24 protein-coding genes and 1 pseudogene are annotated in these 23,335 nt (G+C 35.6%); all 25 read right to left on the reverse strand.

What is annotated here, in order from left to right:
* Window position 1: 1 nt before the first annotated feature.
* Entirely contained in the window at window positions 2-1,162 is a 1,161-nt protein-coding gene (locus tag QZN33_RS05250) for a baseplate J/gp47 family protein (protein ID WP_296789905.1), read from the reverse strand.
* Window positions 1,159-1,590, reverse strand: coding sequence for a hypothetical protein (locus tag QZN33_RS05255; protein WP_296789906.1), 432 nt, complete (start codon window positions 1,588-1,590; stop codon window positions 1,159-1,161). The genes QZN33_RS05250 and QZN33_RS05255 overlap by 4 nt, the downstream gene beginning before the upstream one ends.
* Window positions 1,591-1,612: 22 nt before the next feature.
* Window positions 1,613-4,093, reverse strand: coding sequence for a hypothetical protein (locus tag QZN33_RS05260; RefSeq protein ID WP_296789907.1), 2,481 nt, complete (start codon window positions 4,091-4,093; stop codon window positions 1,613-1,615).
* A 1-nt stretch (window position 4,094) separates the two neighbouring features.
* Entirely contained in the window at window positions 4,095-5,252 is a 1,158-nt protein-coding gene (locus tag QZN33_RS05265) for a hypothetical protein (protein ID WP_296789908.1), read from the reverse strand.
* A 15-nt stretch (window positions 5,253-5,267) separates the two neighbouring features.
* A complete protein-coding gene (locus QZN33_RS05270; RefSeq protein ID WP_296789909.1) occupies window positions 5,268-6,323 on the reverse strand; it encodes a transglutaminase-like domain-containing protein in 1,056 nt (351 codons plus the stop codon).
* 6 nt (window positions 6,324-6,329) lie between these two features.
* On the reverse strand, window positions 6,330-6,926 hold the full coding sequence (locus tag QZN33_RS05275) for a hypothetical protein (protein ID WP_296789910.1): 597 nt from the start codon (window positions 6,924-6,926) through the stop codon (window positions 6,330-6,332).
* Between the two features lie 2 nt (window positions 6,927-6,928).
* Window positions 6,929-9,175 carry a hypothetical protein gene (locus QZN33_RS05280; RefSeq protein WP_296789911.1) on the reverse strand — a complete coding sequence of 749 codons (2,247 nt, stop codon included), beginning with the start codon at window positions 9,173-9,175 and terminating at the stop codon, window positions 6,929-6,931.
* Window positions 9,176-9,401: 226 nt separating this feature from the next.
* The gene (locus QZN33_RS05285) at window positions 9,402-10,136 is read right to left on the reverse strand and encodes a hypothetical protein (RefSeq protein WP_296789912.1); all 735 of its coding nucleotides are present in this window, start codon (window positions 10,134-10,136) and stop codon (window positions 9,402-9,404) included.
* Window positions 10,137-10,246: 110 nt separating this feature from the next.
* On the reverse strand, window positions 10,247-10,633 hold the full coding sequence (locus QZN33_RS05290) for a hypothetical protein (protein WP_296789913.1): 387 nt from the start codon (window positions 10,631-10,633) through the stop codon (window positions 10,247-10,249).
* 11 nt (window positions 10,634-10,644) lie between these two features.
* Window positions 10,645-11,814, reverse strand: a complete 1,170-nt coding sequence (locus tag QZN33_RS05295) for a hypothetical protein (RefSeq protein WP_296789914.1) — start codon at window positions 11,812-11,814, stop codon at window positions 10,645-10,647.
* Between the two features lie 6 nt (window positions 11,815-11,820).
* Window positions 11,821-12,033 carry a hypothetical protein gene (locus tag QZN33_RS05300; RefSeq protein ID WP_296789915.1) on the reverse strand — a complete coding sequence of 71 codons (213 nt, stop codon included), beginning with the start codon at window positions 12,031-12,033 and terminating at the stop codon, window positions 11,821-11,823.
* Window positions 12,030-12,704: a hypothetical protein gene (locus QZN33_RS05305; RefSeq protein WP_296789916.1), complete on the reverse strand. Its 675-nt coding sequence runs from the start codon at window positions 12,702-12,704 to the stop codon at window positions 12,030-12,032. Before QZN33_RS05305 ends, QZN33_RS05300 begins: the two co-directional genes overlap by 4 nt.
* 1 nt (window position 12,705) lies before the next feature.
* Window positions 12,706-13,059, reverse strand: coding sequence for a hypothetical protein (locus QZN33_RS05310; RefSeq protein ID WP_296789917.1), 354 nt, complete (start codon window positions 13,057-13,059; stop codon window positions 12,706-12,708).
* A complete protein-coding gene (locus QZN33_RS05315; protein ID WP_296789918.1) occupies window positions 13,052-13,423 on the reverse strand; it encodes a hypothetical protein in 372 nt (123 codons plus the stop codon). The genes QZN33_RS05310 and QZN33_RS05315 overlap by 8 nt, the downstream gene beginning before the upstream one ends.
* Window positions 13,423-13,998, reverse strand: coding sequence for a hypothetical protein (locus tag QZN33_RS05320; RefSeq protein WP_296789919.1), 576 nt, complete (start codon window positions 13,996-13,998; stop codon window positions 13,423-13,425). The genes QZN33_RS05315 and QZN33_RS05320 overlap by 1 nt, the downstream gene beginning before the upstream one ends.
* Window positions 13,999-14,067: 69 nt before the next feature.
* A complete protein-coding gene (locus QZN33_RS05325) occupies window positions 14,068-14,343 on the reverse strand; it encodes a hypothetical protein (RefSeq protein WP_296789920.1) in 276 nt (91 codons plus the stop codon).
* A 43-nt stretch (window positions 14,344-14,386) separates the two neighbouring features.
* Window positions 14,387-15,469: a hypothetical protein gene (locus QZN33_RS05330; RefSeq protein WP_296789921.1), complete on the reverse strand. Its 1,083-nt coding sequence runs from the start codon at window positions 15,467-15,469 to the stop codon at window positions 14,387-14,389.
* 185 nt (window positions 15,470-15,654) lie between these two features.
* On the reverse strand, window positions 15,655-16,842 hold the full coding sequence (locus QZN33_RS05335; RefSeq protein ID WP_296789922.1) for a hypothetical protein: 1,188 nt from the start codon (window positions 16,840-16,842) through the stop codon (window positions 15,655-15,657).
* 874 nt (window positions 16,843-17,716) lie between these two features.
* Complete coding sequence (locus QZN33_RS05340) at window positions 17,717-18,577, reverse strand: minor capsid protein (RefSeq protein WP_296789923.1); 861 nt, start codon at window positions 18,575-18,577, stop codon at window positions 17,717-17,719.
* A gap of 2 nt (window positions 18,578-18,579) precedes the next feature.
* Entirely contained in the window at window positions 18,580-19,914 is a 1,335-nt protein-coding gene (locus QZN33_RS05345; protein ID WP_296789924.1) for a phage portal protein, read from the reverse strand.
* Window positions 19,915-19,937: 23 nt separating this feature from the next.
* A complete protein-coding gene (locus tag QZN33_RS05350; protein ID WP_296789925.1) occupies window positions 19,938-21,251 on the reverse strand; it encodes a PBSX family phage terminase large subunit in 1,314 nt (437 codons plus the stop codon).
* Entirely contained in the window at window positions 21,238-21,645 is a 408-nt protein-coding gene (locus QZN33_RS05355) for a hypothetical protein (protein ID WP_296789926.1), read from the reverse strand. Before QZN33_RS05355 ends, QZN33_RS05350 begins: the two co-directional genes overlap by 14 nt.
* Window positions 21,646-21,707: 62 nt before the next feature.
* A complete protein-coding gene (locus QZN33_RS05360) occupies window positions 21,708-22,688 on the reverse strand; it encodes a DNA cytosine methyltransferase (protein WP_296789927.1) in 981 nt (326 codons plus the stop codon).
* Window positions 22,654-23,061, reverse strand: coding sequence for a hypothetical protein (locus QZN33_RS05365; RefSeq protein ID WP_296789928.1), 408 nt, complete (start codon window positions 23,059-23,061; stop codon window positions 22,654-22,656). Before QZN33_RS05365 ends, QZN33_RS05360 begins: the two co-directional genes overlap by 35 nt.
* A gap of 60 nt (window positions 23,062-23,121) precedes the next feature.
* Window positions 23,122-23,295 (reverse strand): annotated as a pseudogene (locus QZN33_RS11750) (ParB N-terminal domain-containing protein); the annotation flags it as partial.
* Window positions 23,296-23,335: the final 40 nt, after the last annotated feature.

The raw sequence follows: 23,335 nt of genomic DNA on the forward strand, positions 1-23,335 counted from the left end.
CTTACATCATCTCAATAACAACATTATTACTAACTCCAATCTCCTCATCAAGAATACTAATATACTCAGTAGGAAGAGAGAAATTAATATCTTTCACTTCAGAAATTTGTTCATCTAAAAAAACAGCAAGCTTATGAGGAATGAAATCCTCACCAATACCTAATCCATTATACCAAACCTTTGTTTCAGATTCACTATCGTAGACATAACCACCATCAATAAAAATCAAAATAGCAGATTTAATCCTTGATTCAATCTCCTCTTTTTCAAGACTACTATATGGGTTAATCTGGTCAATATCAACATTAACTTTAATATAAATATCAATAGGTTTAGCAACTGGTGCAAACATCACAATATCTTCAGTAGCTTGAGAAACAGTTTTCTGCAAATCATTATAAATACTATTCAATTGAGTGGATGTTCCAGGGTCAACAATTACTTTCATAGTACCTGTCTTATCCCAATTCGGAATTACCTTATAATCATCAACTCCATCAACATTAGCAAAATAATACTCATAAGCTTCCAATGAACCTTTAATTAAAATTTTAGTCCAATTCATCAAGAAATACCTGTATTCATCATCAGTATAAGTTTCACTTCCACCAGTACTGTTCTTATGATTAGTTACAGATAATGAATATGATGTTTGAGTTACAACTTCATTTAAACTACCTGCGGTAATTTTACTATCCAAACCAGGAGTAACTGCTCTTGCCATAACAGTAGTGGTAACATATCCGGTTGCAATATAGATGGGTTCTATTGTTTCATACCTAACACCAGAACTTGTTGAAACTATAACTCCTGCAGGAACATTAACATCTTCTTCCAAAATACTGGCTAATGTGAATTCACATTCCACCTCTGCACTAGTAGCTTGAGGTCGTAAAATCCCTAACTTATCCCCAAGATCATCTAAATCCTGACCCTCTGCATATTCAATCTTATCAGATTCATATACAGAAGTCATTGCAGTATAGACTTTGGAAACCATTAATGAGATTACTGATTTATCCATCACATAATAGTTGCTGATGTCCTCATGATTCTGAATGAAAGTGGGGAAGTCTTCAGCATGACTAATCAAGCCTTTTTCAAGACTGTCATTCAAAGCTTCTTCAAAGATTTCTTCATATTGCTTTTCAATATAATTCATAATATTACCTTCTGTTTTACAATTTCATCATTAACACTAGTGATGCTAAATTCAACACTATATCCCTCTGGGATTTCAGCAAGTTTCAAATAATTGATTGTTTTAACTCTTCTCATTGTATTCAATGTCTCTGTTAGGTATGTTTCGATTTTGAATTTAGTTAATTTGTTTTGATTGTCTTTAATAAGTCCATGAACTCGACAACCAAAACCAGTATAAGTGGGATTGTCTTTTAATTCATTGTATCGTGTTAATATTGCGATTATGCAGGCATTCGCCAAAGAATTAACACCAGTAACATTAACATAATCATCATTGTCCATGTCCAAATCATATTTACCATATTCATTACTCACAAGTTTCACGTCTTCATTCAAGGTTTTGTTATATTTGAAATCGTATCCGTTAGTGTCTATTGGCAAAGTCATAAGTATTCTATCTCCCTTTTTTTTATTTTAGTAGATTTTGAACTAATTCGTATTTATCATACCCAATCATTTTATGATCTCTTCGTACTTGGCTTCCTGCCCAGACATAAACTTCCTTGAATTTCTTTTCAATTGCATCATCCATGGATTGTTTGATTAGTCTCCAGTATATCCTTGCATCTTCAGGGTATTGTACAAATCCACCGAAGTAATGAAGGCGGTCCTCTGGGAATCCTAAATCTTGTCCGATGGTGTAAGCTTCTTTATGGTGTGGGCTTTCCCATATTACCCAGTCATAATCTTCAATCTGCAACACATCTAATTTGTTTGGGTTATATGCATCTTTCAAGTAATTGGCATCTTGCATCATTGCAGGAACACGGTCAACATCAGTAACAGATGGTGGGAAAAACAAGGCCATATACAAACCTTTACTATACCTATCCGATTTCACAACAGCCCTTAAAGAGTCACTATACTCACATAACTGTTTGTTTAACCAGAACATCATATCAGCATCATAATTAACATCCCATGATGTGGAGTATTCAGGAATGTTCTTGCCGAATTCATTATAGTATTTATTTCGTGTTGCTAGGTCATAGAAACAAGGAGGTTGGTTTGGTCTGTCGTTTTCATTCCACCACCACCAAGCTTCACCCATCTGAAGTATTGGTTGCATGCCGTTAGCAACAACAATATCCAAACAAGCTTCAGATACACTTTGCATATATGGAGCAACCTCACTATTGCAGGGACTGTAAAAGAATGTGGATGGAACCCAACCGGTTATTGCGTAGTTTCCGTTGCAATCCTTTTGCCTCCAACTCTGTGGACATTGTAAATTCTCCATCGATACGGATACAACAAGGTTAGGACAATCATTAGCTAATAACTCTCGACTGTAACAATCCAACCAAGCAATGAAAGCCTTATTCAAAGGCACAGTCTTATCCAACACCATTTTCTCTGTCCTTGTATGATTGAAAGCACTTGCATCAATCACATCATTAACAGTACCAGACTTTTCATAGAAATGGCTTGCACCAATGTATAAGTCACACCATTCAGTATAACCCAGTTTTCGCATCTCTTTACAGACACGATGAGGATTTAGGTTGTAGAAATCATCATAACCTTCGCAGATACGATATTTATGAGGAGCTAATGGTATATGCTCTTCACAGATAGCCCCATTAGTAACTTCAATGTTAGTAATCTCACAGGTGAAGTCAACATTTTCCATTATATGATATGTTGTTGGATGCGCGGTGTTTGGATCATAATTTTCAGGTATCAAAACAAGCATGATAAACTTGATGTCAGATGCATCAACTTTCTTTGTCTGGCCGTCAGGAACAGTTATTAGTTCTCCAGCAGCATTACGATATTGTCCACCAGCTCTTATGACAAGGTTATTGAATGGTATTGTAGCATGGCCGTTACTGATGAAATTGAACATGTTAAAGTAGTATGTTTCACCATTGCCTCCTGCAATGGTAACGCTGACTGGATAGTTTTCAAGGTCATCATAACTGAAATCTTTACAGCCTTCCATCTCATAATCGAACTCTAATACAACATTCCTATAATCAGTTCTTTTACCATAGCTGATGTAGGGATGAGTAATCAAGTCTTCAGAATTCCAATATATACCAACAAGGTCTTGTTTTGTCCTGAATGTACCAGTAACTTTGAAATCTATTGTGCTTTCACTTGTGATTGCAGCGGAAGATTCGAAATTATTGTTGATAGTCCAGCAATCCCCACGGAAAAGGAAGTATTTGTTCTCATAAGACATTTGCTTATAATCTTCACTGGCCTCTAACAATTCAGTATAAATCTTCTCATCAAGATTAGTATCCTTGCCTTTTTGAGCTTCTTTTATCTTCTCATCCACTTCATCTTTAGAATAAGTTTCATCTGTAGTGTAATGCTCAATTGTCTGCATTTCATCTTCAAAATAACCCACTTCAGTTGAAGATTTCTTCGGTAATTTATATGACAATCCATCTATACCAAACTTAATATAATAATCATTAGTTACTCCTATTGCTGCAAGTTTAGCATTTCCAGGACTGGCCGGATTAAACCCAACAACCTCATCTTTAAGGAAATATCCCAAGACAAGATTTTCCTGACTGTCATCATCATGAATTTTTAAAACAAGAACATTCTGATGAACACGTGGAACAATATACTTCTCACCTAACTTTTCATCAAACTCTACACGCTCAGCTAAAGGAGTGAAAAAATCAATTAACTCTCCACCATACCGGTGTAATATTCTGCAAAGAATTTTTTCATTAGTGTTATCTAATTTAACCTCTGCTCTGTCAATATAAGGATAAAATTTTGTGATAGTTCCGGTTCTTGTCCTGTCATTTTCAACAGCAGTTTTAACTTTATCATTGACCTTTGGCATCATCAATTCTGTTGTTAAACTATCAACTGCCTTTTTTGCACGGCCTTCAGTTACAATTATATCTTGAGAATTAGTCATTTTATGTTGCCTCCTCATCTGATGTTGTTTCACTATCTTCTTCAGTTTCTTCAGTTGACTCTTCTTCTTCAAATGTTCCGAAACTAGGAGGATAATCCACTAATGTGAGACCAGTAACCCAAGGGGTGCTTCCGTCTTCATCTGCAGACATTCTGGTAATATACATGTAATCGTCAATATAAAAAGAGGGTAAGTATACTCTTGCCCATAGGCCAGTTTTCCATTTACTGTCACCTTTGACTTTTAATTCAACTTGTCTTCCATCATCTCTGCGTATCTTATTCCATGCTCTTTGCAGGAACGAAACTGCATCATCATAAGTTTTCACAAATGCATCAACTTCAATAGTTTCAGCATTCACACCAAATCTTTTAATCAACAGATCATCTTGCAAGGTTAACTCATAACCTTTATAATTACAAGTTAATTTATTGGTGGTTTGTGGATTGATGTCTGTTACAGTAACAGAGTCAAATTGAACATTATCAAACTCATTAATAACAAGTTTAGTTTTGGTAGGGTCTTTAATCTTATTGACATAGACTGTGTCTAGTTCAACTCTGATTTCAGCATCACCATCCCAACCACTAACTGCTTTTTTTAAAGCTTCTTTAATGGTTGTTGCTGAAGCATTACTACTATTTTCACTTGAAGATGTGTCCCCACCAATTGCTTTAATGAAATTTTGTATAACATCATTAAAACTACAACCTTTTTTACCACAGGCATATCCAATATACTGCTTATTCGCATCAAAATAAGATTTAGCTGATTTACCAACAGATTCAATATTTGAACCACTATAATTATCATCATGAGCTCTAACAAGTGCTGTATTTGCTAATCCATTACAAGTAATCCATTTATCTGTAGTAGCAGTTTCACTTGCAAAAACAACCCACATATACTTATAATGATAATAACTTCGTTTCAAACCATCACGAAAATCAACATACATTCCGGCATCAGAGCCTCCAACAATAAACACTCCTATCTGTCCTTTTGAGGCATTTGATAAACCATGTGATTGAACAGTATTAGGTCCTACACCTCCATTAGTCGCAGTATGCCCATTTTTTTTTAAAGCTTGACATACCTCATTTATTCGTGAGTTTTCTTTTCCATCAATATTATCACTGCAAACCCAAAAATCCGACAAACGATTCCCCTCCTTTTATTTTAAGTCATATTTGTTACCGCATTTGTTGTTTTCCCAAGTGTCATTGAATGCTCTTTGACTTCTTTGACCTTCAGACCAAGTTAAATCTGAATAATATTTTGTTCCGCCAATTTCAATGACTGTGAAGTAATGTGCAGAGTCACATCTTAATACGATGTATGCGTTTAATCCACCGGATTTCATACAAGCTGTGGTTAATATTGCAGTATCTCCACAATTTAGGTGTTTGTGGTTTTCAAGACAGTTCTCGGGGGTATGATATTTTGAATTATAATAGTATGCATACCATATTCCTACTTCATCTCTTAAACCGGCGTGGATTGCTTTGGCTTTCTCCAAGTCTGATGTTTTGCCTTTACACCATTTTGCGACAAGGTCATCGATTTTAGCATTTCCAATTCCTGGAGTATCACTGCTTCCACTATCCCCACTTGAAGAAGATGTTTTGAAATCGATAACATCATCAACAAGGCCGGTGACATCAACTTTTGCTTTTAAACCGCTAGCTTCAATAATCTGTTTAACAATTTCTGAACGTTTGGTTTGTGTGAACTCAAAAGTATGTTCTGTTTCCATTAATTTATCCATACCGGATATTTTAATATCTGCTTTGTTTTTGTTCCAAGTGAATTCAGTTACAAAACCCAATATTGCGGTTTCCATATGCTCCCAATTCAAAGGCCCATTTTGCCATGCTTTCTTCAAGGCCACTTTTTTACCTTTGAAAAAAAGATTAACATACTTAATAGGAACACTAACAGTTGAATTACTGCTTAATTCACCGTAATCCATCTCATAACTGTCAGAGTATAATTCCCCAACATAATCTATTTGTTTTGTTTCACCATTTTCTAAAGTAAAATTAGTAGAAGGGTCAACATTAGCAGTAGTAGTTTCTTTTGTATCTTCTTTAGCTTCTGATGCAGCATCCCCTGCAACTTTCTCCGCTAATTTTTGCAAGTCAACATCTTTACCCGCTTCTTTTTTCACCATAGGCTCGGTGGTGTACACTTCAAGACCCGCTTTGGAAAGTGAAAATTTAACAGACATCAATATTCACTTCCCTTTACTTTTACTTTTCTTTGTAATAGTTTTATTTTTAAAACCAGCATTCTTTGAAGCAGATTTCATTAGTTTTGTAATGGTACTGGATTGTTTTTTAGTATTAGTCTTTTTAGTAGTGGTCTTAGTTTTCTTTGATTGGACTTTACGAGTTTTAGGAACAGAAAACTCTTCACCAGGAATCAAACTTTTACTATCCGGAACCTCTTTAACACTAATAGTTAACTTTAAAGTGTTCAGTTTATCCCTTTCCGGTTTAATAACAACAATCGCCTTAAACCTACCTCCAAGGTCAGGTGAAACAACCTCTACAGGTTTACTCATCATTTCCTGAAATATACTATTCCATTCATCCGGCCTATCCGGATCAATGAAAACATGAGTAGTAACTGTGAAGTCCAATCCCACATAAGCACCAGGAGTAACATCTTGAGTTCCACCAACAACGGCACTAAAGTTATATTCACGTCTGCGATAAGCCTCATTAGGACTGACATTATCTGCATAGAACGGATAACCCATAATTTCCAAGTTACAACCATCAGTAGGAATACCCTCTTTACTATACATCACATCTGCTGATTCCACCATACTTAAGCACCTCCTGTACCTTCAGGGTCTTTCAACGATTCTAATGCTAAAGTCACAACACCTTGAGCTTCTTGTTTAGTCATATTACGTGCATCAACAGGAACAGCACCTTCATGAACATGCACAATAGTAACATTACCATTACGCATACCATTAACACTATATTCTCCGTTTTCACGGACAACACCAAGTGTGCTCATTTTCATTTGAGGTGCATTGAAACCTTTAAGAATGTTACCTGCGTAGTCTTTTGCAGCATTGTATACATATTCACTTGACTCACCAATACGGCCAGGAATATCTGCAAACTCAATAGCTAATTTACGTTGAATAATACCAGGTGAAGCAATACCAAGAGCACCTAATACTGCATTTTTAATATCATTACCGAAATTGGTTGCAGCAGATACTGCACTACTTACAGAATCTCTGATTCTATCCCCAATTTTAATAAATTCATTATATACTGAATCTGCCAAACCCATAATACCATTAATTACTGCTTGTTTGGCTTGATTAGCAAGACTTGCTGCGGCTGCAGCAGCAGCACCAGCAGCACTTGAAATTCGACCTGGAATTTGGCGCATGAAAGCACCTACTCTTCCAGGTATTTGTCGAATATGATTAATGATACCGTTGAATATTCTTAAACCGGCTTGAACCGCATACATAGCTGCGGTAATACCGAAGGATAATATTCTCATTGAAGTTTGTTGTAAGAATTGCCAAACCATTGGAGCAATTCTTCTTGCAGCATTAGTTATTCCTTGTAATAATAATTGACCTGCTCTTGCTGCAAGCCTACCTATTTGAGTTGATAATATTCCAAAGTTGGTTATGATTCCCATTACGGCCTGTTCAAATGAGATTTCACCACTAAACAATCTTGAGATAACAGTTATGATTCTACCAATTGTTGTTGCGATTGGAGATAATGCTGTGAACACTTGACCTGCGACATTGCTTATTGTACCAAACACTTGAGATGCAATATCTCCTAATGTTCCGAATGCATCGATTATGCCTCTTACAATATCAGGGTTACTTCCACTATCTCCGAATAAATTAGTCCATGCTTCAGTAATCCATGAGAATACTGGTTGCATGAATTGCCATAATTGATTCAATGCATCTTGAACTGCTTTGATAGCAGCTTTAACATGAGGGTTGTTTATGAATGCGCTCCATAACCTTTGCACACCGGCACTTATAGCAGCTAACATAGAGGATACATCTGTCCACCATCCGAAGTAGATTCCCACTTCATATACTGCAACTGCGATTGCTGCTACTGCTGCAACTATTGCCCATAATGGAGCTCCTGCAACTGTTATGGCCATGAAACCACTTGCAGCACCATATAAGCTTGTGATGAAACCAGGCATTAATGCCATTAATCCACCTTCAGCTGCAGCTGCAACCGATAAAGCACCTGCAAATAAACCGAATCCAACTGCAAGACCACCTATGAGTAATGCTCCTTGAGCCCAACCATTATCTTTAACAAAATCAATAGCTCCAATAATTGCATTAGTCAATCCAAGGAAAGCAGGAGTTAAAGGTATGACAACATCTGCTAATAATCGTCCACCTGCAACAGTTAATGCTGACCATGCATCATCTAAATTGGTAATGTCTTTTGCAGTTTGTTCATACCCCATTTCATTCAAGGATTTATTCAACGCATCTATCAATCCTTTTTGGTCATTGAGGTCACCGCTCCAACCATTCTTCTTCAGAGTATCTTGAGTAATACCAATTTCCTGAAGTCTTTTGAATTGCCCATCTAATGCATCACTAACTGCAAGGATAGCATCTTCTTGAGTACGGCCTTCACCAACAAATGTTGATGAAAGTGTAGCAGTCATTTTAGTTAAATCTGCAAGTTCAGACTTTGGCAAACCCAATTTAACTGCAATAGATTCTGCGGTTGCTCCTACTGCAGTCATGTCAACTTTACGGAAATCTTTTTGAAGATCATTAATTTGACTTCTGAAAGTTTCAGTTTCTTTAGCAGAGAGATTTAAACGGCCACCGAAATAATCCAATTGTTGACTTGAATTTATTGCTGCTCCGCCAGCTTCAACTAAACTGTTCACAAGGTCGTATCCAATCATCCCTGCAGCCATTCCTACAGCACTACTAACCATGCTTTTCATACTACTGGCTTTCTGCTCCACACTACTGAATGCACCGCCAGTATTGTCTTGTCCACGGATTCTGATTAAAATATCTGATACTGAAGGCATAAATTCAATCTCCCAAATAATTATAAAAAAAATAATATTTAATTTTTAGTTAAATTCACTTGTTTTCTCCTTAATCTCTTCTGCATGCTTAACTTCCGCTCTAATTTGTTGGGAATACTTCATAATTAAAAATTTAATGTCCCATGTGAATTTTTTCTGTATCACTTCCGAAACAGGAATGTTCAAATGTTTGGACACTCTGAAATAAACCTCTCCATAGAAAGAATTAGCTAGTTGGAAATAATTTTTCATCTTGTTGATCTGTTAAACCAAGTCTATCTTCAACCTTGAACATGATAGCTGATTTAACAATGAATGGGAAATTAACCCAGAATTCTTTTCTAACTTCCACATCGGAACTGGAGTTAGGTAATCTTAATTGAGCTGCGAGGAATGTGTTCATTGAAGAAATTCTATTTTCACTTTGTTTATCTTCAATTTCTTTTGTGATTTTGTCCACGATTTGTTGTTCTTCAGGACTTATCTCATGTCCTTGTTGTGACTTAGTCCATGCCTGCAATTCGTCCCTATTATAATCCTTGAATAAATCAACATGAGTTTGTAATGCAGGAACAACACTACTATCGTCCAATGGAAGTATTTCAAATTCCATAGGATACCATTTTCCGTTTAATGGTACATTCACTTTTAACATTCTTGCGGATTTATCGTTCACTAATGCTAACCAGTCTTTTTCTGTTAAAATCATTTGTTCAGTATTTTCGTATGCTTCAACAGTTTCGGATGGTTTATGTTTACGGATATGTTCACGATATTTCTGCAATGTCATTTTCAGTAATGAAAATTCATCGTCGGATAGCTCTTCATGATTAATACATTTAGTTACAACCGCTTGTTCTTCAGCATCTAATTTGTCGAAAGGTAATTCTTCACATTCTTTAGGGAATTGTGTTTTTAACAAGTGTTTTTCCATTTTTTCTGCTTTTTTGTCTTTTGCCATGTACATGTCCTCCTCAAAAAAAAATAATCCATTAAAAAAAAATAATAATAATAATAAAAATCCCAAAAAAAAATTTAAAAAAAATAAAAGAAACAAAATTAATGGGATATTTAACTTTGTTTCTTATAACCAGTAGCACCAAATTTGATACTGAAAGGTTTAACAGCATTCTCTTTACTTAACTCTTTAACATATGCTCCATACAAGACATCATCTTCAATAAGATTTCCTGTAGATTCTTCAAAATCATATGAAGCAAGAGTATCTCTGATTTTTTGTTCCATTGCTTTTTTCAATGGTTTTCTTAATGCTGGGTCAATACCACTTGCCTCTGCCTCAACGGTTTCTTTACCGAATTGAGTGCCGTAAGGGGTGGAACTATTAGTAGCGGTCAAATCGTCACTATCCATTTTGAAAGAAATTTTAAATGACTCACATACAATTTCAATATCACCAAACATTAATTGAGATTCACCATAATAAATAGTATCAGCCATTATTACCACCTTTAACTAGTTGCTATTGCTTTTACAGCAGGGTTTTTAATTTTAACGTTCACAAGAATTGCATTAGTACAGTTGATTCCTTGGATTTGACCGTTTAACTCCATATCATATTCTTCAGAATCAGATTCAACAAGAGTTAATTTGGTTCCGTCTCCAGTATCACTGTTGTAAGCAATCATTCTTTCAGCTTCAACTTCATCATCAATTACTGCATCAACTTTGGTCTGTGCTTTAACAAGATATGATGCAGTTTCATTTGCTTTGATTTGACTGAAAACTGCTTTGAACACTTCACGTAACAAGTGATCTGCATTAAATCTAGCATGGAATAAACTGTCTGCAGGTCTTGGGTTTAAAGCAAAAGCTGTGGAAGTACTGAGATTAATTCTACATACAACAAGGTCATCAACAACCTCATCAGTACCAAAGATAATACCTGCATTTTGCAATGCTAAAATTTCAGCATCAGTTCTGGCTTTGAATTCACCAGGTTCAACACTACGGAATGGTAAGAAACCAGGTTCAATATAATATGGGGTGCAGCATAATCTTGCAGCATGTTTTCCAAAGAAATCAGGTTCAATTAAACCAAATCTTGATTTTAATATTCCTCCAGGATTTGGATTTAAAGCAATTAATTGAGCATCACTAGCACCGGCTTTGGTGGTGAATGCTGTACGAAGATTTAAGTTTGCAGTTTCAGTACTGATACTTGCACATGCAGCTGCAATGAAATCACTTATAGTATAGTTATTGTCAGTTATGCTTTCTGCTCCAACATAAAATTCAATGGTAGCTTTACGCATTGTTTTAGCAGTAGTTAATGCTGCTAACCATACATCTTTACTGGTTCCTGCACCTACATCAATAACATAGATGTATGGAATTCCAATCTGTTCACTTGACCTGACTTCAGCTTCTTCAAAAAAGTCTTTTAATGCAGCTAATAAAGGGTTAGTAGAAGTATCAGTTCCAATTCCACCATTTGCAATAGTACGGTTCACTTCTCCCCAGTTTCTAAAAGTTAATACTTGAGTACCATCAACTTTATAACCAGTTGCAGCTGAATTCCCAGTTTTACCAATCCATACTGGGATTTTTCCACCATTTCCCTGTAATTCAAACTCAGTAGTTTCATTAAGATACAAACCTGGTCGTTTTGTAATAGGCATAAATATCTAGGCCTCCATAATTTTGTTAAATTCAGTTAAAGTCATACTTGGCTCAATGTCTAAACGGCCGTATACTTCAACTTCTTCTTCATATTGTCTGAGTAAACCTGCACGAGAAAGATTCATTATAATGAGTGGGTAGTGCAAATCGGAATTAGACACTAATTCCACTAAGGTGAATTTTTCTTCTGAGGTTTCCTTTTTAGTCTTTTTTGTCATAATAAGTCCTCATTAACATGTAAGTTTTCACTGACTGCACCACCGATATTATAATATTCGTAGTAGCTAAAGTAGACTCGAATAATACTTCGCAATACAGGTGGATTAGTAGTTGTATCGTCTTGATTATAAGGTGGAGCAACGTGGAATGTTGCTCTTATAATATCAAATGCTGTGAAAATGTTTTTGTAATGATAATCGTATGGTTTGGGGCATTGGTTTTTAATTCCCCTTATAGAATGAGGGTTCACTTTACATTCTGTATCGAGAAATGTACAGTTTCCATTATCGTATTGTTGGCAGAATTTGTAATGATCCGATTGCACCATGTAAAATAATGTCCTGACTTTATTGGTGATTTCTTCTCTTTGATGTTCATCATCACACCAGATGTGAACTCCTAAGTCTATTGCTAATTGTTCTTGTATGACTTGTTGAGAAATAGTTTTATCAGGCTGTTCAGGGTCATATTGAGGATGAGTGACGGGTATAGTGTAGTCACGGTTTGTGATGTGTTTGTTGATAGTTGCAGTTCCACCGGAATCGTCAATCGTAATGCATGGAGTATGGTCATATGGGTAGTCTCTTTTTATCACATTGACTGGAGTACCATCGTTTAAAACGATTCTTCCTTGAAGTATTTTTAATAATGCTTGTATTGGTTTAATCATTTTATTCAAGCACTCCTTTTTTAGCCAATTGAGTTTTAAAAGTTCTACTCATGTAATTCTCACTATACAAACTATTAACAACAACTTGCGGATAGTTACGAGCTTCCATTTTACTGGTTCCAAAAACAACAAACACCCAATAATCCTGCCGGTTCCTGACAGTACCCAACTCAGGAGATATTGAAGTGGAATGACCTCTCATCAAAGCCCCTGTATCATAAGGACAAATCTTTTTACAACGAGATTCCGCTTCCAAAGTAGTGTTCTTGACAGTTATAGCTTCACACTCTTTGATAATCGACCTATTTATCTTCTTACGAAAACTAGGCTCAATTTCAACATCAACATCAATCATCGGTAATCACCTTTGTAGGTTTCCGTTGTTTTTTAAGAACAAGTTTCGTATGTCGTGTAGGTGTAAAATGAGTGTTAACCATAGGGGTTCCGGTAATCTCATAAGTGTCAGGTTCTCCTTTGACTTTAACCAACATGCGAGGATTAACCTCAACATTAGAATCAATAATGGCCTTGTAAGTGTCAGTTAAAATCTCACCAAACTCTTTCAAGGAATCATTAGGAGTCATAGGTTGGAAATTACACGGAACAGTCTCTTTAAGTGTGTATTCTCGCAATGGTTCATAATAAGAATTGAATTCTGTGAGAGAATCAGTATATTCATATAACTCTAATTCAACATTAGGGAAATACACCATCCTCATCACAACCATCTAACTTTTGGAGAATAACAATTAATCTGTTTCAATGCATCAATACGACTGTAAATACGACTACCAAGATTATTCTTAGTATCATAACTAACACTAGTGTCCATTTCATGAATGGAAGTAATCTCTCCCATATCCTTATTATCATTAGAAAGATGATAGAAAACCATATCAGAAATCAAAGGATTAATCTTACCCGCAATCACATCATCAGATATTTTCTGATGATATTCAATAACCAATAGGCCTTGTCTGATTCGAGTAAGATAGAATATTCCCGCAGTTTCATCAATGATATAGTCTTCATCAACAGTTAATTCAACATTATCAATCTTAAAAGAATCCACTTTACAAATAGGATACCAATCCGTTTCGAAAACATCCCCTCTGAAACGTTTAATGATTTGTTTTCGAGTTACTGGATCAACTGGCAAACCAGTCAATGCAATAATCTCCTCTTTCTTCAAATCAATTAAACTTTGCAATACAGTTAAGTCTTCTAATTCAGAACTAGCAATCCCTTGTAATTCTAAAAATGTTTTCAAGTCTTCAGGAGTAATTATTGCCAATTTTAATTCCTCCCAGTTTTTCATTTAAAAAAAAAATAATAATAAAAAAAAATAATATGAAATTAATTTTTATCCATTATTTTCCAATGCTGCTAATCTTGCAAGAATAGTACCTTCAGCAGGTTCATCTGCATCACCAATTGCAGCTTTAACATCAACCATATCTTTAGCTAAACCACCAGCACCGTCACCAGATGCTTTGCCCACAGTAGTTTTCAAAGTAGCAACATCTTCAGAAATACTGGATTCACCAGTTTCAGCAGCTTCAATTTCAGCAGCAAGAACATCAAAACGGTCTTCCTTACTAGCTTTTTGTTTTGTAGATAAATCATTAAATCTAACCATAAATAAGCACGCTCCAAATTTAAAAAAAAAATATGGGCAAAATCTAGGAGTTAGATTTTGCATTTTTAGTGTAAGGTACAACAAGAGTGTCTTGGTCGTAATGGATTTTAGCGTCAGCTTTAGCAAGACCAACTACTTTGTAACCAATTTCATCAATATCAAATTGGTTTAAAACATCCATATCACGCATCATACCAAATACGATGTTGGAAGGTTCACCAATGAAAGCGTACCTTAATTTATCAATGTTGGAACCATTACCAGCCATTTTACCGGTGGTTGTGTTGAATTTTTGATTGTCCCAACCATGTCTGGTGCTTCTGAGAATGTTGTCTTGTTTAACTTCCATTCCCATAACCATTGGGATTTTACCATCCTTAAGGACTGCTTCTCCAAGGTTGTCTTCACGAGCTGCAATGTCCCTTACAAGTTTAGTGTACATGGAAGGTGGGACAACAATGTTAGCGTTTTTCATGTTACCGTCTTGTTCAACGTAGATTTCTGCTGCATCAAGTAAACCATCCAATGCAGTATTACTGTATACTAATGGTGCGAAACCTTCAGCATCAGTAGTAGCATCTGCTTGAATAGCTTTTGCTTGAGCAAGTAAACCATTGGTTGCAGTGAAACCAGTTCTTTCACCAGTTTGAGTGGCAACACTAGTGTCAGCGTAGATACCGTATCTTTCCATAGCAGGACCCATTTCAGTACCTAATAAACCTAACCATTTAGCAAGGAAGTCTTCGCCTTCAATGTTTTCATCGATGAAGTTTAAAGGAATAATGGTTTTAGCTTGTAAAGGTTGAGCTAATAATTGTTTCCTTTTTAATACTGGTGCGGTTTCGTTACTGGTTAAACCAGTAGAAGCACCGGTGGATGCATTTCTTTGAATGTCGAAATCTAATTCAATACCGAGGTCATCAATATCATGTTGTAATGATCTCATTTTAATTACTCTGGATTGTTCGAGTAATACAGGTTCATCAGTTACTCTGGTGAAAAAGTCATCAAAGGTAGGTTCAGCCCAACCAGGGTTGAGGTCACCAGAAGCATTGAAAGCTGCGTCTGCAAATTTCATGTTAAAATTTTCTTGACTTAAAATTTTTTCTTCAATTGTAGTTGACATAAAAAATATCCTCCATAATAGGTGTTTTTTAAAATGGTCTTCCTTTTTAGCAAAAGAATATTTTTTAAAAGGTAATCCTAGCATTAGCTAACTGGGATTTAGTTTTTTGCTAAAAAGAGTAAGTATCAAATAGTTTTTTGTTTAAAAAATAAAAATACAAACAATTAAAACATTAAATTAAATTTTTAGATGTAATTGAGGTTTCTGCCGTAAGCATCACGCTTAGGTTTAGTTTCAGAATCAGTTTTTGTTTTAGATTCTTTTTTGAACCTGTTAAATTTGGAAGAAATAGATTTTTCACTAAATTTCTCATTGAATTGTTTAACAATCTCATTATGGACTATTTCATCCAATGATTTTTCTTCAATTTCCTCTTCTTCTGGTTCGGATTCTTCAACTTCTTCTGAATCAACTTTATCTTCTTCTTCAAGGTCACCGGTTGTAGGTTCACTTGCACCTGCTTCAGATTTATCTTCCTCTTCAATAGGTGTTTCAACTGGTTCAGAAACTTCTTCAATTTCCTCTTCTTCTGTTGGCAATTCTTTTTCTTCAACAGTATCTTCTTCCTGAACAGTAGTAGTAGCTTTTAATTCTGCAACAATCTTATTAGCCACTTCTTCAGCAGCTTTATTGGCAGCAGAATCTGCCATGCTTTCAAGTTCAGGTTTAAGATTTTCAATAATACGAGGTTCTAATTCAGCTATAACCTCATTCATTATATCTTTCACTTCATTTTTTTGAGCATCAGATAAACCAGCATCGTTATTCATATCTTTTTCATCAATTACTGGTTCTTCTTGAATAGGCTCAGTTTTGGTTTCTTCTTCACTCATAATTTCACCATCATTTAACGCATGATAACATGCACCAGTCAAACAATTGCTGGCTATCAAATTCTGAGATTTATACTCAACAGTACCGTAGGTATCCCAGTTCATTGGGATGTAAGTTAAGGTAATGTCTTTCAAGTCATAATCAACAATCAGTAGGCCTTCTGGAGTTCTTTGTTTCTTAGGGAATCCGGATATACTGAAACCAAAGTTCATACCTATGTCAAGGCGCTCTTTAATTCCAGGTGCATATTCTGATAGGATTTTTCCTTCGATCCAAAGTTGATTGTCAGTTACCCATGCTCGGGTAACTGCTCCTATTCCACCATCGTAATGCCGGTTGTGGTCTCGATATATGTTGATTCCAACGGCTTGCTGTGCTAATGATTCTAAAACTTCTGGTGATACTATTTCATTAGCATAGTCTTTGTTGGTGGTTGATGCAACACCTACAATTGTTAATGTTCCATCGTCGTTCATGTCATAGGATTTTGCCTCGATGGGTAATCCGTAGACACGATACTCTAAAGCTTCGGTTGTCATTTTGTATCACAAAAAATGTTTAATTTAAAAGGGGTGTTCTTTTCACTAGCTTAAAAGTTAAAAAAGAACATGTTTGACTAATTTTTGAAAAGGTTTGAAAAATGAAAAAAACCCCAAAAACGATGAGGAACAATTTTGGGGAAAAACATTTTTCAAAAAAAAAAACTTGGAATATTTTTTTTTGGTTTTCCCTTAATATTACGCAGATGTAAAAGAGGAGGGCGTTTTGTAGATTACGTGTTTTTAAAGCACATATAGAGCTACATTTTATTGTTGCGGAAAATGCACAAAAAATAGGCAGTTATGTTTGGAGGATAAAATAGGACAGTTTATTGACTTAACTTTTTAATCCTCTGTAATGTTGGTCATAGCGGTGATTAATGCATTTTTGTGTTCGAATTTAGAAAACGATTTTTTTTCTCCAGTTTTTTTTGGAGGTTTACCGGACGAATCTATTATGTGTGGAATAGTTTAGCCACTTGTTCCAGGTGGAGTCACAAAAGGTAGCGAAATGACCATGATAGATATTGGAGGAAAAAAAAGGAGGAGATTAATCCTCCTTTATTCTCATAGAAACTATTTTGATGTAAAAACGATGAAAATAAAATAAATATATTTTATAGGAGGAGGTGGTTTTTTGATAATGGAGAAACCACCACAAAAATGGTCTATAAGAAAACTCCAAATTCGTACTTTTATATCCTTAAAATTTCGGAGATTAAAATATGGTCTTATATTTTTGAAAATATATTAGATTTTTTTGACAGAAGAAAATATATTTTATAAAAAAACACACACCATTTTTTTTGTGGATGAAAAGTAAGTTCATCACCATGATATAGTTATATGATAACATTGACTTTTTTGTAACACTCTAGGCAGTAGCATTAGGCAATGTCATTCTTTGAGTTAAGTCAATGATAACGGGATTGTCTTCAGGGAAATACAATGGGGTTTCCACTACTGGTCCATAGCTGCATCTGCAATTTGGATGAGCGGGCAACAATAACATTGCTTCCTGTAGAGTATAAGGATTATTATCTGCTAAATCAAGACAAATATCACAAACATGACTATCTCCAACAGTAATTATCTCAACATGCTCCACACCATAATTAGCATAAGCCTGTAAAGTACCTGTATTAACTGCTCTTGCATGTTCAGTACGGGCAATCATCCTTGCTCTTGCACGAGGAGAAATCAACCGGACAACTTCACCTTTTTTATTTCGTATTGGTAGAGGTTTGATTCCAAGGTTTAATATTTCACGTGTGGTTACATCGGCACCATGACCTGCTGCAACAGTATTAAATATTGTCTCTTGAATACCCTCAAACAATTGATTATTCAAATCTCTTATCAAATCAAAATTATACTGAGTCACATGAAACAATGCTTTTTTATCTGCAGGAGTATACAGTAACTTTTTATGAATGTCTCTGTAACCCAACTGTGAACCAACCTTGTAAAATTTTTCAATCAGATCATCACTATCACTTGCATTATAATCAATAATGTCACGAAGTTGTTGTCTGATTCCGGACTCCTGGAAGAATTCCCTTATCTCACTTTGTTGAGTATTGAAAAATTTCTTAGCTTCATCTGTACCTAACCATTCAGCAGCAGTTAGCATTTGATTATCCAAACCAGATAATAATCTGCGAAGATATTCTTGCTCTCCACGACTTAACTTTTTATCATTTGGAATATGTAAGTCTGTAATGTTAGGTATCATTTTTAAAACATCCAATTTTCAAGTAATCCGGATTTGTATAAGTTGTTTTTGTATCTTTGAGTATTTTCTAAGCTTTTCATATTAAACTCATCAACATTGGAACTGGTATTGTTGAGTGGGTAATCCCCCCAGTCAACTGGTTCCCATCCATAATCTTTACGAACTTCATTAACAGTACGCACACCATCCCTTACCTGTATAGATTCAATGTTAGCACGTTTCAATTCATCTTCAATATCAATCTCATTAAACTGGAAAACCTCATTAAACCCATTACGGCCCAATGCTTTGTTGAATCCAGCTTCATAAAATTTGGCCTTTGCATTCATCACATTTTTGAACTGTTCCTTTTGAGCTTCACCATTACCACTTCCAAGGTTAGCAGTTTCAATGATTCCCACAATAGCCGGAGGAACACGGAATAAACTGATTATCATGTCTCTGCACATGTTCATCATATTAACATAATCCATATCCTTGTTATTCATATTCGCAGACTGATAACTGGCTCCTTTAACAGCCAACATTCCACCACGTTTACGAACTTCAGATTGGATCATAGCTTGTAATCTTAAAAGTTCAGTATTGAACTCATCATTATCCATATCCTTATCAAAAGCCAATATCGCTGTAGGGTCAATACCCTCATTCTCCATGAGTTTCTGATTGTAATCCATTCCCAGAAACATCATCAACAATGGCTTTTGAATTGTCTCTAATTTGGACACTCCAAACTTACTGTCATGAAATTCCGTTGAAGGTTCATAGATATGAATCAACTCATCCGGCTCATAACGGATATGAGGCTTGTTACGAAAACCGTACTGATCTGTATCATCAAAGTATCTGATGAGACTTGCAGGAATATACTGCAAACCATTAATGATATGATAATTGTTATGGTCAAAATCAAATTCTTCATAGTTGACTTCAATAAAAGTATCACCAACGAGTTCTTGACTGTTTACGATTTGTTTGATGAATACAGGGAAAGTGATACTGGATTCATTAGATACCGGATGATTAAACAAGTTAGTTAAATATCTTCTATTATTGATGTTCACTTTGAAATCATCAGGATTATTAATTTTAAATCCATTAATCAGGAAAGTATCACTGATTGCGTTTACACAACTGTAGACATATGGATTATTTTTAGCTTGTTTGAAGAAACCATAATGTCCAGCTGTTTTATTTACTGTATTGAATATAAAATGATAATCACGAATATATTGTTGGAATAAGCTATCCTCATATGGTTTTCGGAGTACTGGCATTACAGCATTCCAGAATTTGGATTTCATATTCATACGGAAATTATCTAACATAATAAACATGTCTCCTATTCATTAATTTTTTTTTAGAAGTAGATTACACCTAATGGTGTTGCATTATTTGTAGTATTAGCTGGACCATATAATCCGCCACGCCACATGTCTGGGCAATGGTCGTTTAGTTTCAATGGTCTATCTTCACCACGTTGTTGGGCTTTTTTATCCCAACTGTAAGTTTGAGCTTGACTGATACTGTTAGTACAGTCTTGATGTATTAGGAATTTGTTATTATTGAATAAATCTTGAGTTTTCTTGATGTCTTCATATGTATCTGGTGCATAGGTTTTGATTTTGAGTTTAACACGACTGTCTTTTTGACAAGCAGTCTTCAGACTTGCTGCATCGTGAGGTAAAAATATTGTACTGTTGCTGTCCAAGTGATATTTGTCTTGCAACATTACAATGTCATCAACTCTTTCGGAATCTGATTGCGCTACACCGATGTCTTCTTTGTCATAATAAGTTTCCTCTAACAGGTAGTAGGTGTTACCATGTGCCATGTCACGATGTATTCCCATCACTCCAAAAGTTGTAACGGTACTAACACCATAGTCGCAGCATAAATTGATTTCATGAATACGTTGATTATCTGGGAATTCATCTTTCAGGTAATTCCATGTGAAGACATTCTGTTTTGTGTCGAACATGTCATAGATTGCTCCTTCGGCAATAACCCATTCACCCAATATATTTCTTTTGTAGAAGACTTCACTTTTCTGATTAACACGTTTCAATTCTTCTACATATTCCGGTGGTAAATTAGGATTATCATCCAAGAGGAACTTCCATGTCTTGACAGTTCCGGCTTCCAATAATTCCTTGTCATTAATGTAATTAGTGAAAATGTAATGGTAAGGACTATCTGGGTTGGTGTTCCAGAACATTTTAGCTCCAATGTCAGAACATCGACTGATTGCCATTTCAACTGCAGATTGCGGACATCTTGCTATCTCATCAGCATACCACCCACCAACACTCATACCTGCAATAACATCAACAGCTTTCTCATCATTGAAACCCATACAATAGCATACTTTATCTTCAATATACAATTCACCATCATGAGCTCGGAATTCATGAGGAATATCCTCAGTATTCATCATAGCTATTAATGGATTAATCACATTTCTTTTCAAAGATGATGATGTCTTACCAGATATCAAGAATTCATCAGAATCAGATTCAGCAAGAAATGTTAACCATCTGGCATTACATGTAATAGTCTTACCAGACCTGACTGATCCATGGGCAATGTTAATCCAAGCATTACTATTTTCAAGAAAATTAATGGCAGTTCTTCCAAACTCACCATATTCAAAATAATTCTTACTCGGCCTCATCTTCTCGCCTATGCTTCTCTTTACTTGCAGATATAGCATCAGCTAGACCAGATAAACCTTTATGTGTAACATCAGCTTCGATTTTATCTCGTTTACCATACATGTTAGGATGCCTACGCTCTAACATCCATGCTGCAGCTTGCCAATGTTCCGTACTTGCCCTTGTAATCACTTGTTCAAAATTATGCAATGCTTTTGCTTTCGCTTTATCAACACATTCTTTGAACTTAACAAATTTACTTCTGCCTTTAGCTTCCTCTGCTTTTTTCATCCACTTATAATAAGTGGACTCATCTATTCCCACATATCCACATGCACCAAGAATACTATCCCCATTCTCAATAGCGTCACAAAACTTCTTCTGCAACTCTGGAGTTAATTTAGACTTAGCCATATAGTATTCCTCCCTCTCTTTTTTTTTAATACTTGAAAAACTTGATACAATAAAAAAAAAATTTATGAAATTTTTTCCAAGACATTCACTCGGATATGCTCTGCAATGGCCCTCATCAAGTTAGGTGGTACACTATTACCAATCCTTTCTTTGACTTGATTATCCGAACCAATCCAATTGAATTCATTATCCTCATATGTGAAACTTTGAAGTATGCTTAATTCTTTCACATCTAATTCACGATTTTCTTTATAGTGAACTAATTGAGGTTTTCTGGTTATGGTTGGGCATGGCCTATTTGGCAGTAAACGATATATGTCTCTGGTCTTTGTTGGGAAGTTTGGAACATCACCACTTTTCTGACCAGGTTTAAGATATTTTGCATATCTTGTGATGCTTGAATTGTTAGGTTTAATCTTACCCTCCAAATGTCCAATACTCTGTTTGCAGGTTATTGGTTTATTTTGAGGTTTTGGATGTGACGCTGGTATACCAAGGTCTTTACGGACTCCTATGAATATCATTCTTTGCCGACTTGTTGGACAATTGTAGTATTGTGCATTCATCAGTTTGGCTTTGACATCATAACCTGAGTTTTTCAATTCGTGTAGGATGTCTTTGAAGATGATCTTCATATTGCCTTTAACCATACCAGATACATTTTCCATTACGAATGTTTTTGGATATAATCCTCTTAGTAGTCGGACGTATTCATGGTATAGTTGGTTTTTGGTATCGCAGAAGTCACGGGCTCCAGCAGTACTGAATCCTTGACATGGTGGTGACCCATCGAAGAGGTCTAGTTCTCCTGGTATTAATCCGGTTATGTCAAGGACTTTTTCAACACTTAGTTTGTGGATGTCACCATAGTAGATTGGTGTATTGGGGAAGTTTCTTTGGTATGTTGCTACGGCATGTGTGTCCATTTCAACTGCTAGCAGGACTTTGTATCCTGCTAACTTATATCCATAACTGGAACCTCCGCATCCGCTGAATGTTGATATAACCTTAGGTTTCTGAGTAGTCTTGTTTTGGGATTTCATACCCACACCTTGGACAAGTGACTGTTTCAATACCGTCAGCTATGGATTCATCGTATTCTGGTTCGTCTTCAGGGATTATCATATTAGTGTCTAGGTTGATGTCCTCTTCTTTTACTGTTGAGGTTTCTTCAACTGTAGTAGTTTCTGTTAATCCTTGGAATCCGAGAATATCTTCATTGTTGAATCCTGTTAAACTTGTGTTGAAGCCGGATTCAGTTAAATCAGTGAAGACTTGAACGAGTTTGTCTTCATCGAAACTACCCATGACCTTGGTATTGTTTAATACTAGGTTGAGGGCTTTTTCCATGTCCTCGGAGTCTAGTGTGATGTCATTGTCTGGGAATACCCATCCGTATGAATCATTTAACTTCAATAAGTTTAGTTCTGCATATAAGTCATTGTCGAGGAGGTATTGTTCCCATAATATTTGGAATCTTTGATGTCCTCCGATGATCTGATTATTATTTTGCAGGGCTATTAGTATTGGTTCGACTATTCCAAAGTGGTCAATACTATTTTTGAGTCTTGTTTTTTCATCAGCTGTGATTGTTCTAGGGTTGTATCCTGCTGGGGATATATCAATGATTTTTATTTTTTCTATTTGCATTTTAGTTGTCCTCCGATTAAAATATCGATATATACCAAAC

This window comes from uncultured Methanobrevibacter sp., from assembly GCF_900314615.1.
Taxonomy (GTDB): Archaea; Methanobacteriota; Methanobacteria; order Methanobacteriales; family Methanobacteriaceae; genus Methanocatella.

Excerpts from the sequence above, each read along its gene's own strand:
- QZN33_RS05250 (WP_296789905.1), bottom strand. The coding sequence starts at position 1,162 with ATGAATTATATTGAAAAGCAATATGAAGAAATCTTTGAAGAAGCTTTG.
- QZN33_RS05255 (WP_296789906.1), bottom strand. The coding sequence starts at position 1,590 with ATGACTTTGCCAATAGACACTAACGGATACGATTTCAAATATAACAAA.
- QZN33_RS05260 (WP_296789907.1), bottom strand. The coding sequence starts at position 4,093 with ATGACTAATTCTCAAGATATAATTGTAACTGAAGGCCGTGCAAAAAAG.
- QZN33_RS05270 (WP_296789909.1), bottom strand. The coding sequence starts at position 6,323 with ATGTCTGTTAAATTTTCACTTTCCAAAGCGGGTCTTGAAGTGTACACC.
- QZN33_RS05275 (WP_296789910.1), bottom strand. The coding sequence starts at position 6,926 with ATGGTGGAATCAGCAGATGTGATGTATAGTAAAGAGGGTATTCCTACT.
- QZN33_RS05280 (WP_296789911.1), bottom strand. The coding sequence starts at position 9,175 with ATGCCTTCAGTATCAGATATTTTAATCAGAATCCGTGGACAAGACAAT.
- QZN33_RS05285 (WP_296789912.1), bottom strand. The coding sequence starts at position 10,136 with ATGGCAAAAGACAAAAAAGCAGAAAAAATGGAAAAACACTTGTTAAAA.
- QZN33_RS05290 (WP_296789913.1), bottom strand. The coding sequence starts at position 10,633 with ATGGCTGATACTATTTATTATGGTGAATCTCAATTAATGTTTGGTGAT.
- QZN33_RS05295 (WP_296789914.1), bottom strand. The coding sequence starts at position 11,814 with ATGCCTATTACAAAACGACCAGGTTTGTATCTTAATGAAACTACTGAG.
- QZN33_RS05300 (WP_296789915.1), bottom strand. The coding sequence starts at position 12,033 with ATGACAAAAAAGACTAAAAAGGAAACCTCAGAAGAAAAATTCACCTTA.
- QZN33_RS05305 (WP_296789916.1), bottom strand. The coding sequence starts at position 12,704 with ATGATTAAACCAATACAAGCATTATTAAAAATACTTCAAGGAAGAATC.
- QZN33_RS05310 (WP_296789917.1), bottom strand. The coding sequence starts at position 13,059 with ATGATTGATGTTGATGTTGAAATTGAGCCTAGTTTTCGTAAGAAGATA.
- QZN33_RS05315 (WP_296789918.1), bottom strand. The coding sequence starts at position 13,423 with ATGAGGATGGTGTATTTCCCTAATGTTGAATTAGAGTTATATGAATAT.
- QZN33_RS05325 (WP_296789920.1), bottom strand. The coding sequence starts at position 14,343 with ATGGTTAGATTTAATGATTTATCTACAAAACAAAAAGCTAGTAAGGAA.
- QZN33_RS05330 (WP_296789921.1), bottom strand. The coding sequence starts at position 15,469 with ATGTCAACTACAATTGAAGAAAAAATTTTAAGTCAAGAAAATTTTAAC.
- QZN33_RS05335 (WP_296789922.1), bottom strand. The coding sequence starts at position 16,842 with ATGACAACCGAAGCTTTAGAGTATCGTGTCTACGGATTACCCATCGAG.
- QZN33_RS05340 (WP_296789923.1), bottom strand. The coding sequence starts at position 18,577 with ATGATACCTAACATTACAGACTTACATATTCCAAATGATAAAAAGTTA.
- QZN33_RS05345 (WP_296789924.1), bottom strand. The coding sequence starts at position 19,914 with ATGTTTATTATGTTAGATAATTTCCGTATGAATATGAAATCCAAATTC.
- QZN33_RS05350 (WP_296789925.1), bottom strand. The coding sequence starts at position 21,251 with ATGAGGCCGAGTAAGAATTATTTTGAATATGGTGAGTTTGGAAGAACT.
- QZN33_RS05355 (WP_296789926.1), bottom strand. The coding sequence starts at position 21,645 with ATGGCTAAGTCTAAATTAACTCCAGAGTTGCAGAAGAAGTTTTGTGAC.
- QZN33_RS05360 (WP_296789927.1), bottom strand. The coding sequence starts at position 22,688 with ATGAAATCCCAAAACAAGACTACTCAGAAACCTAAGGTTATATCAACA.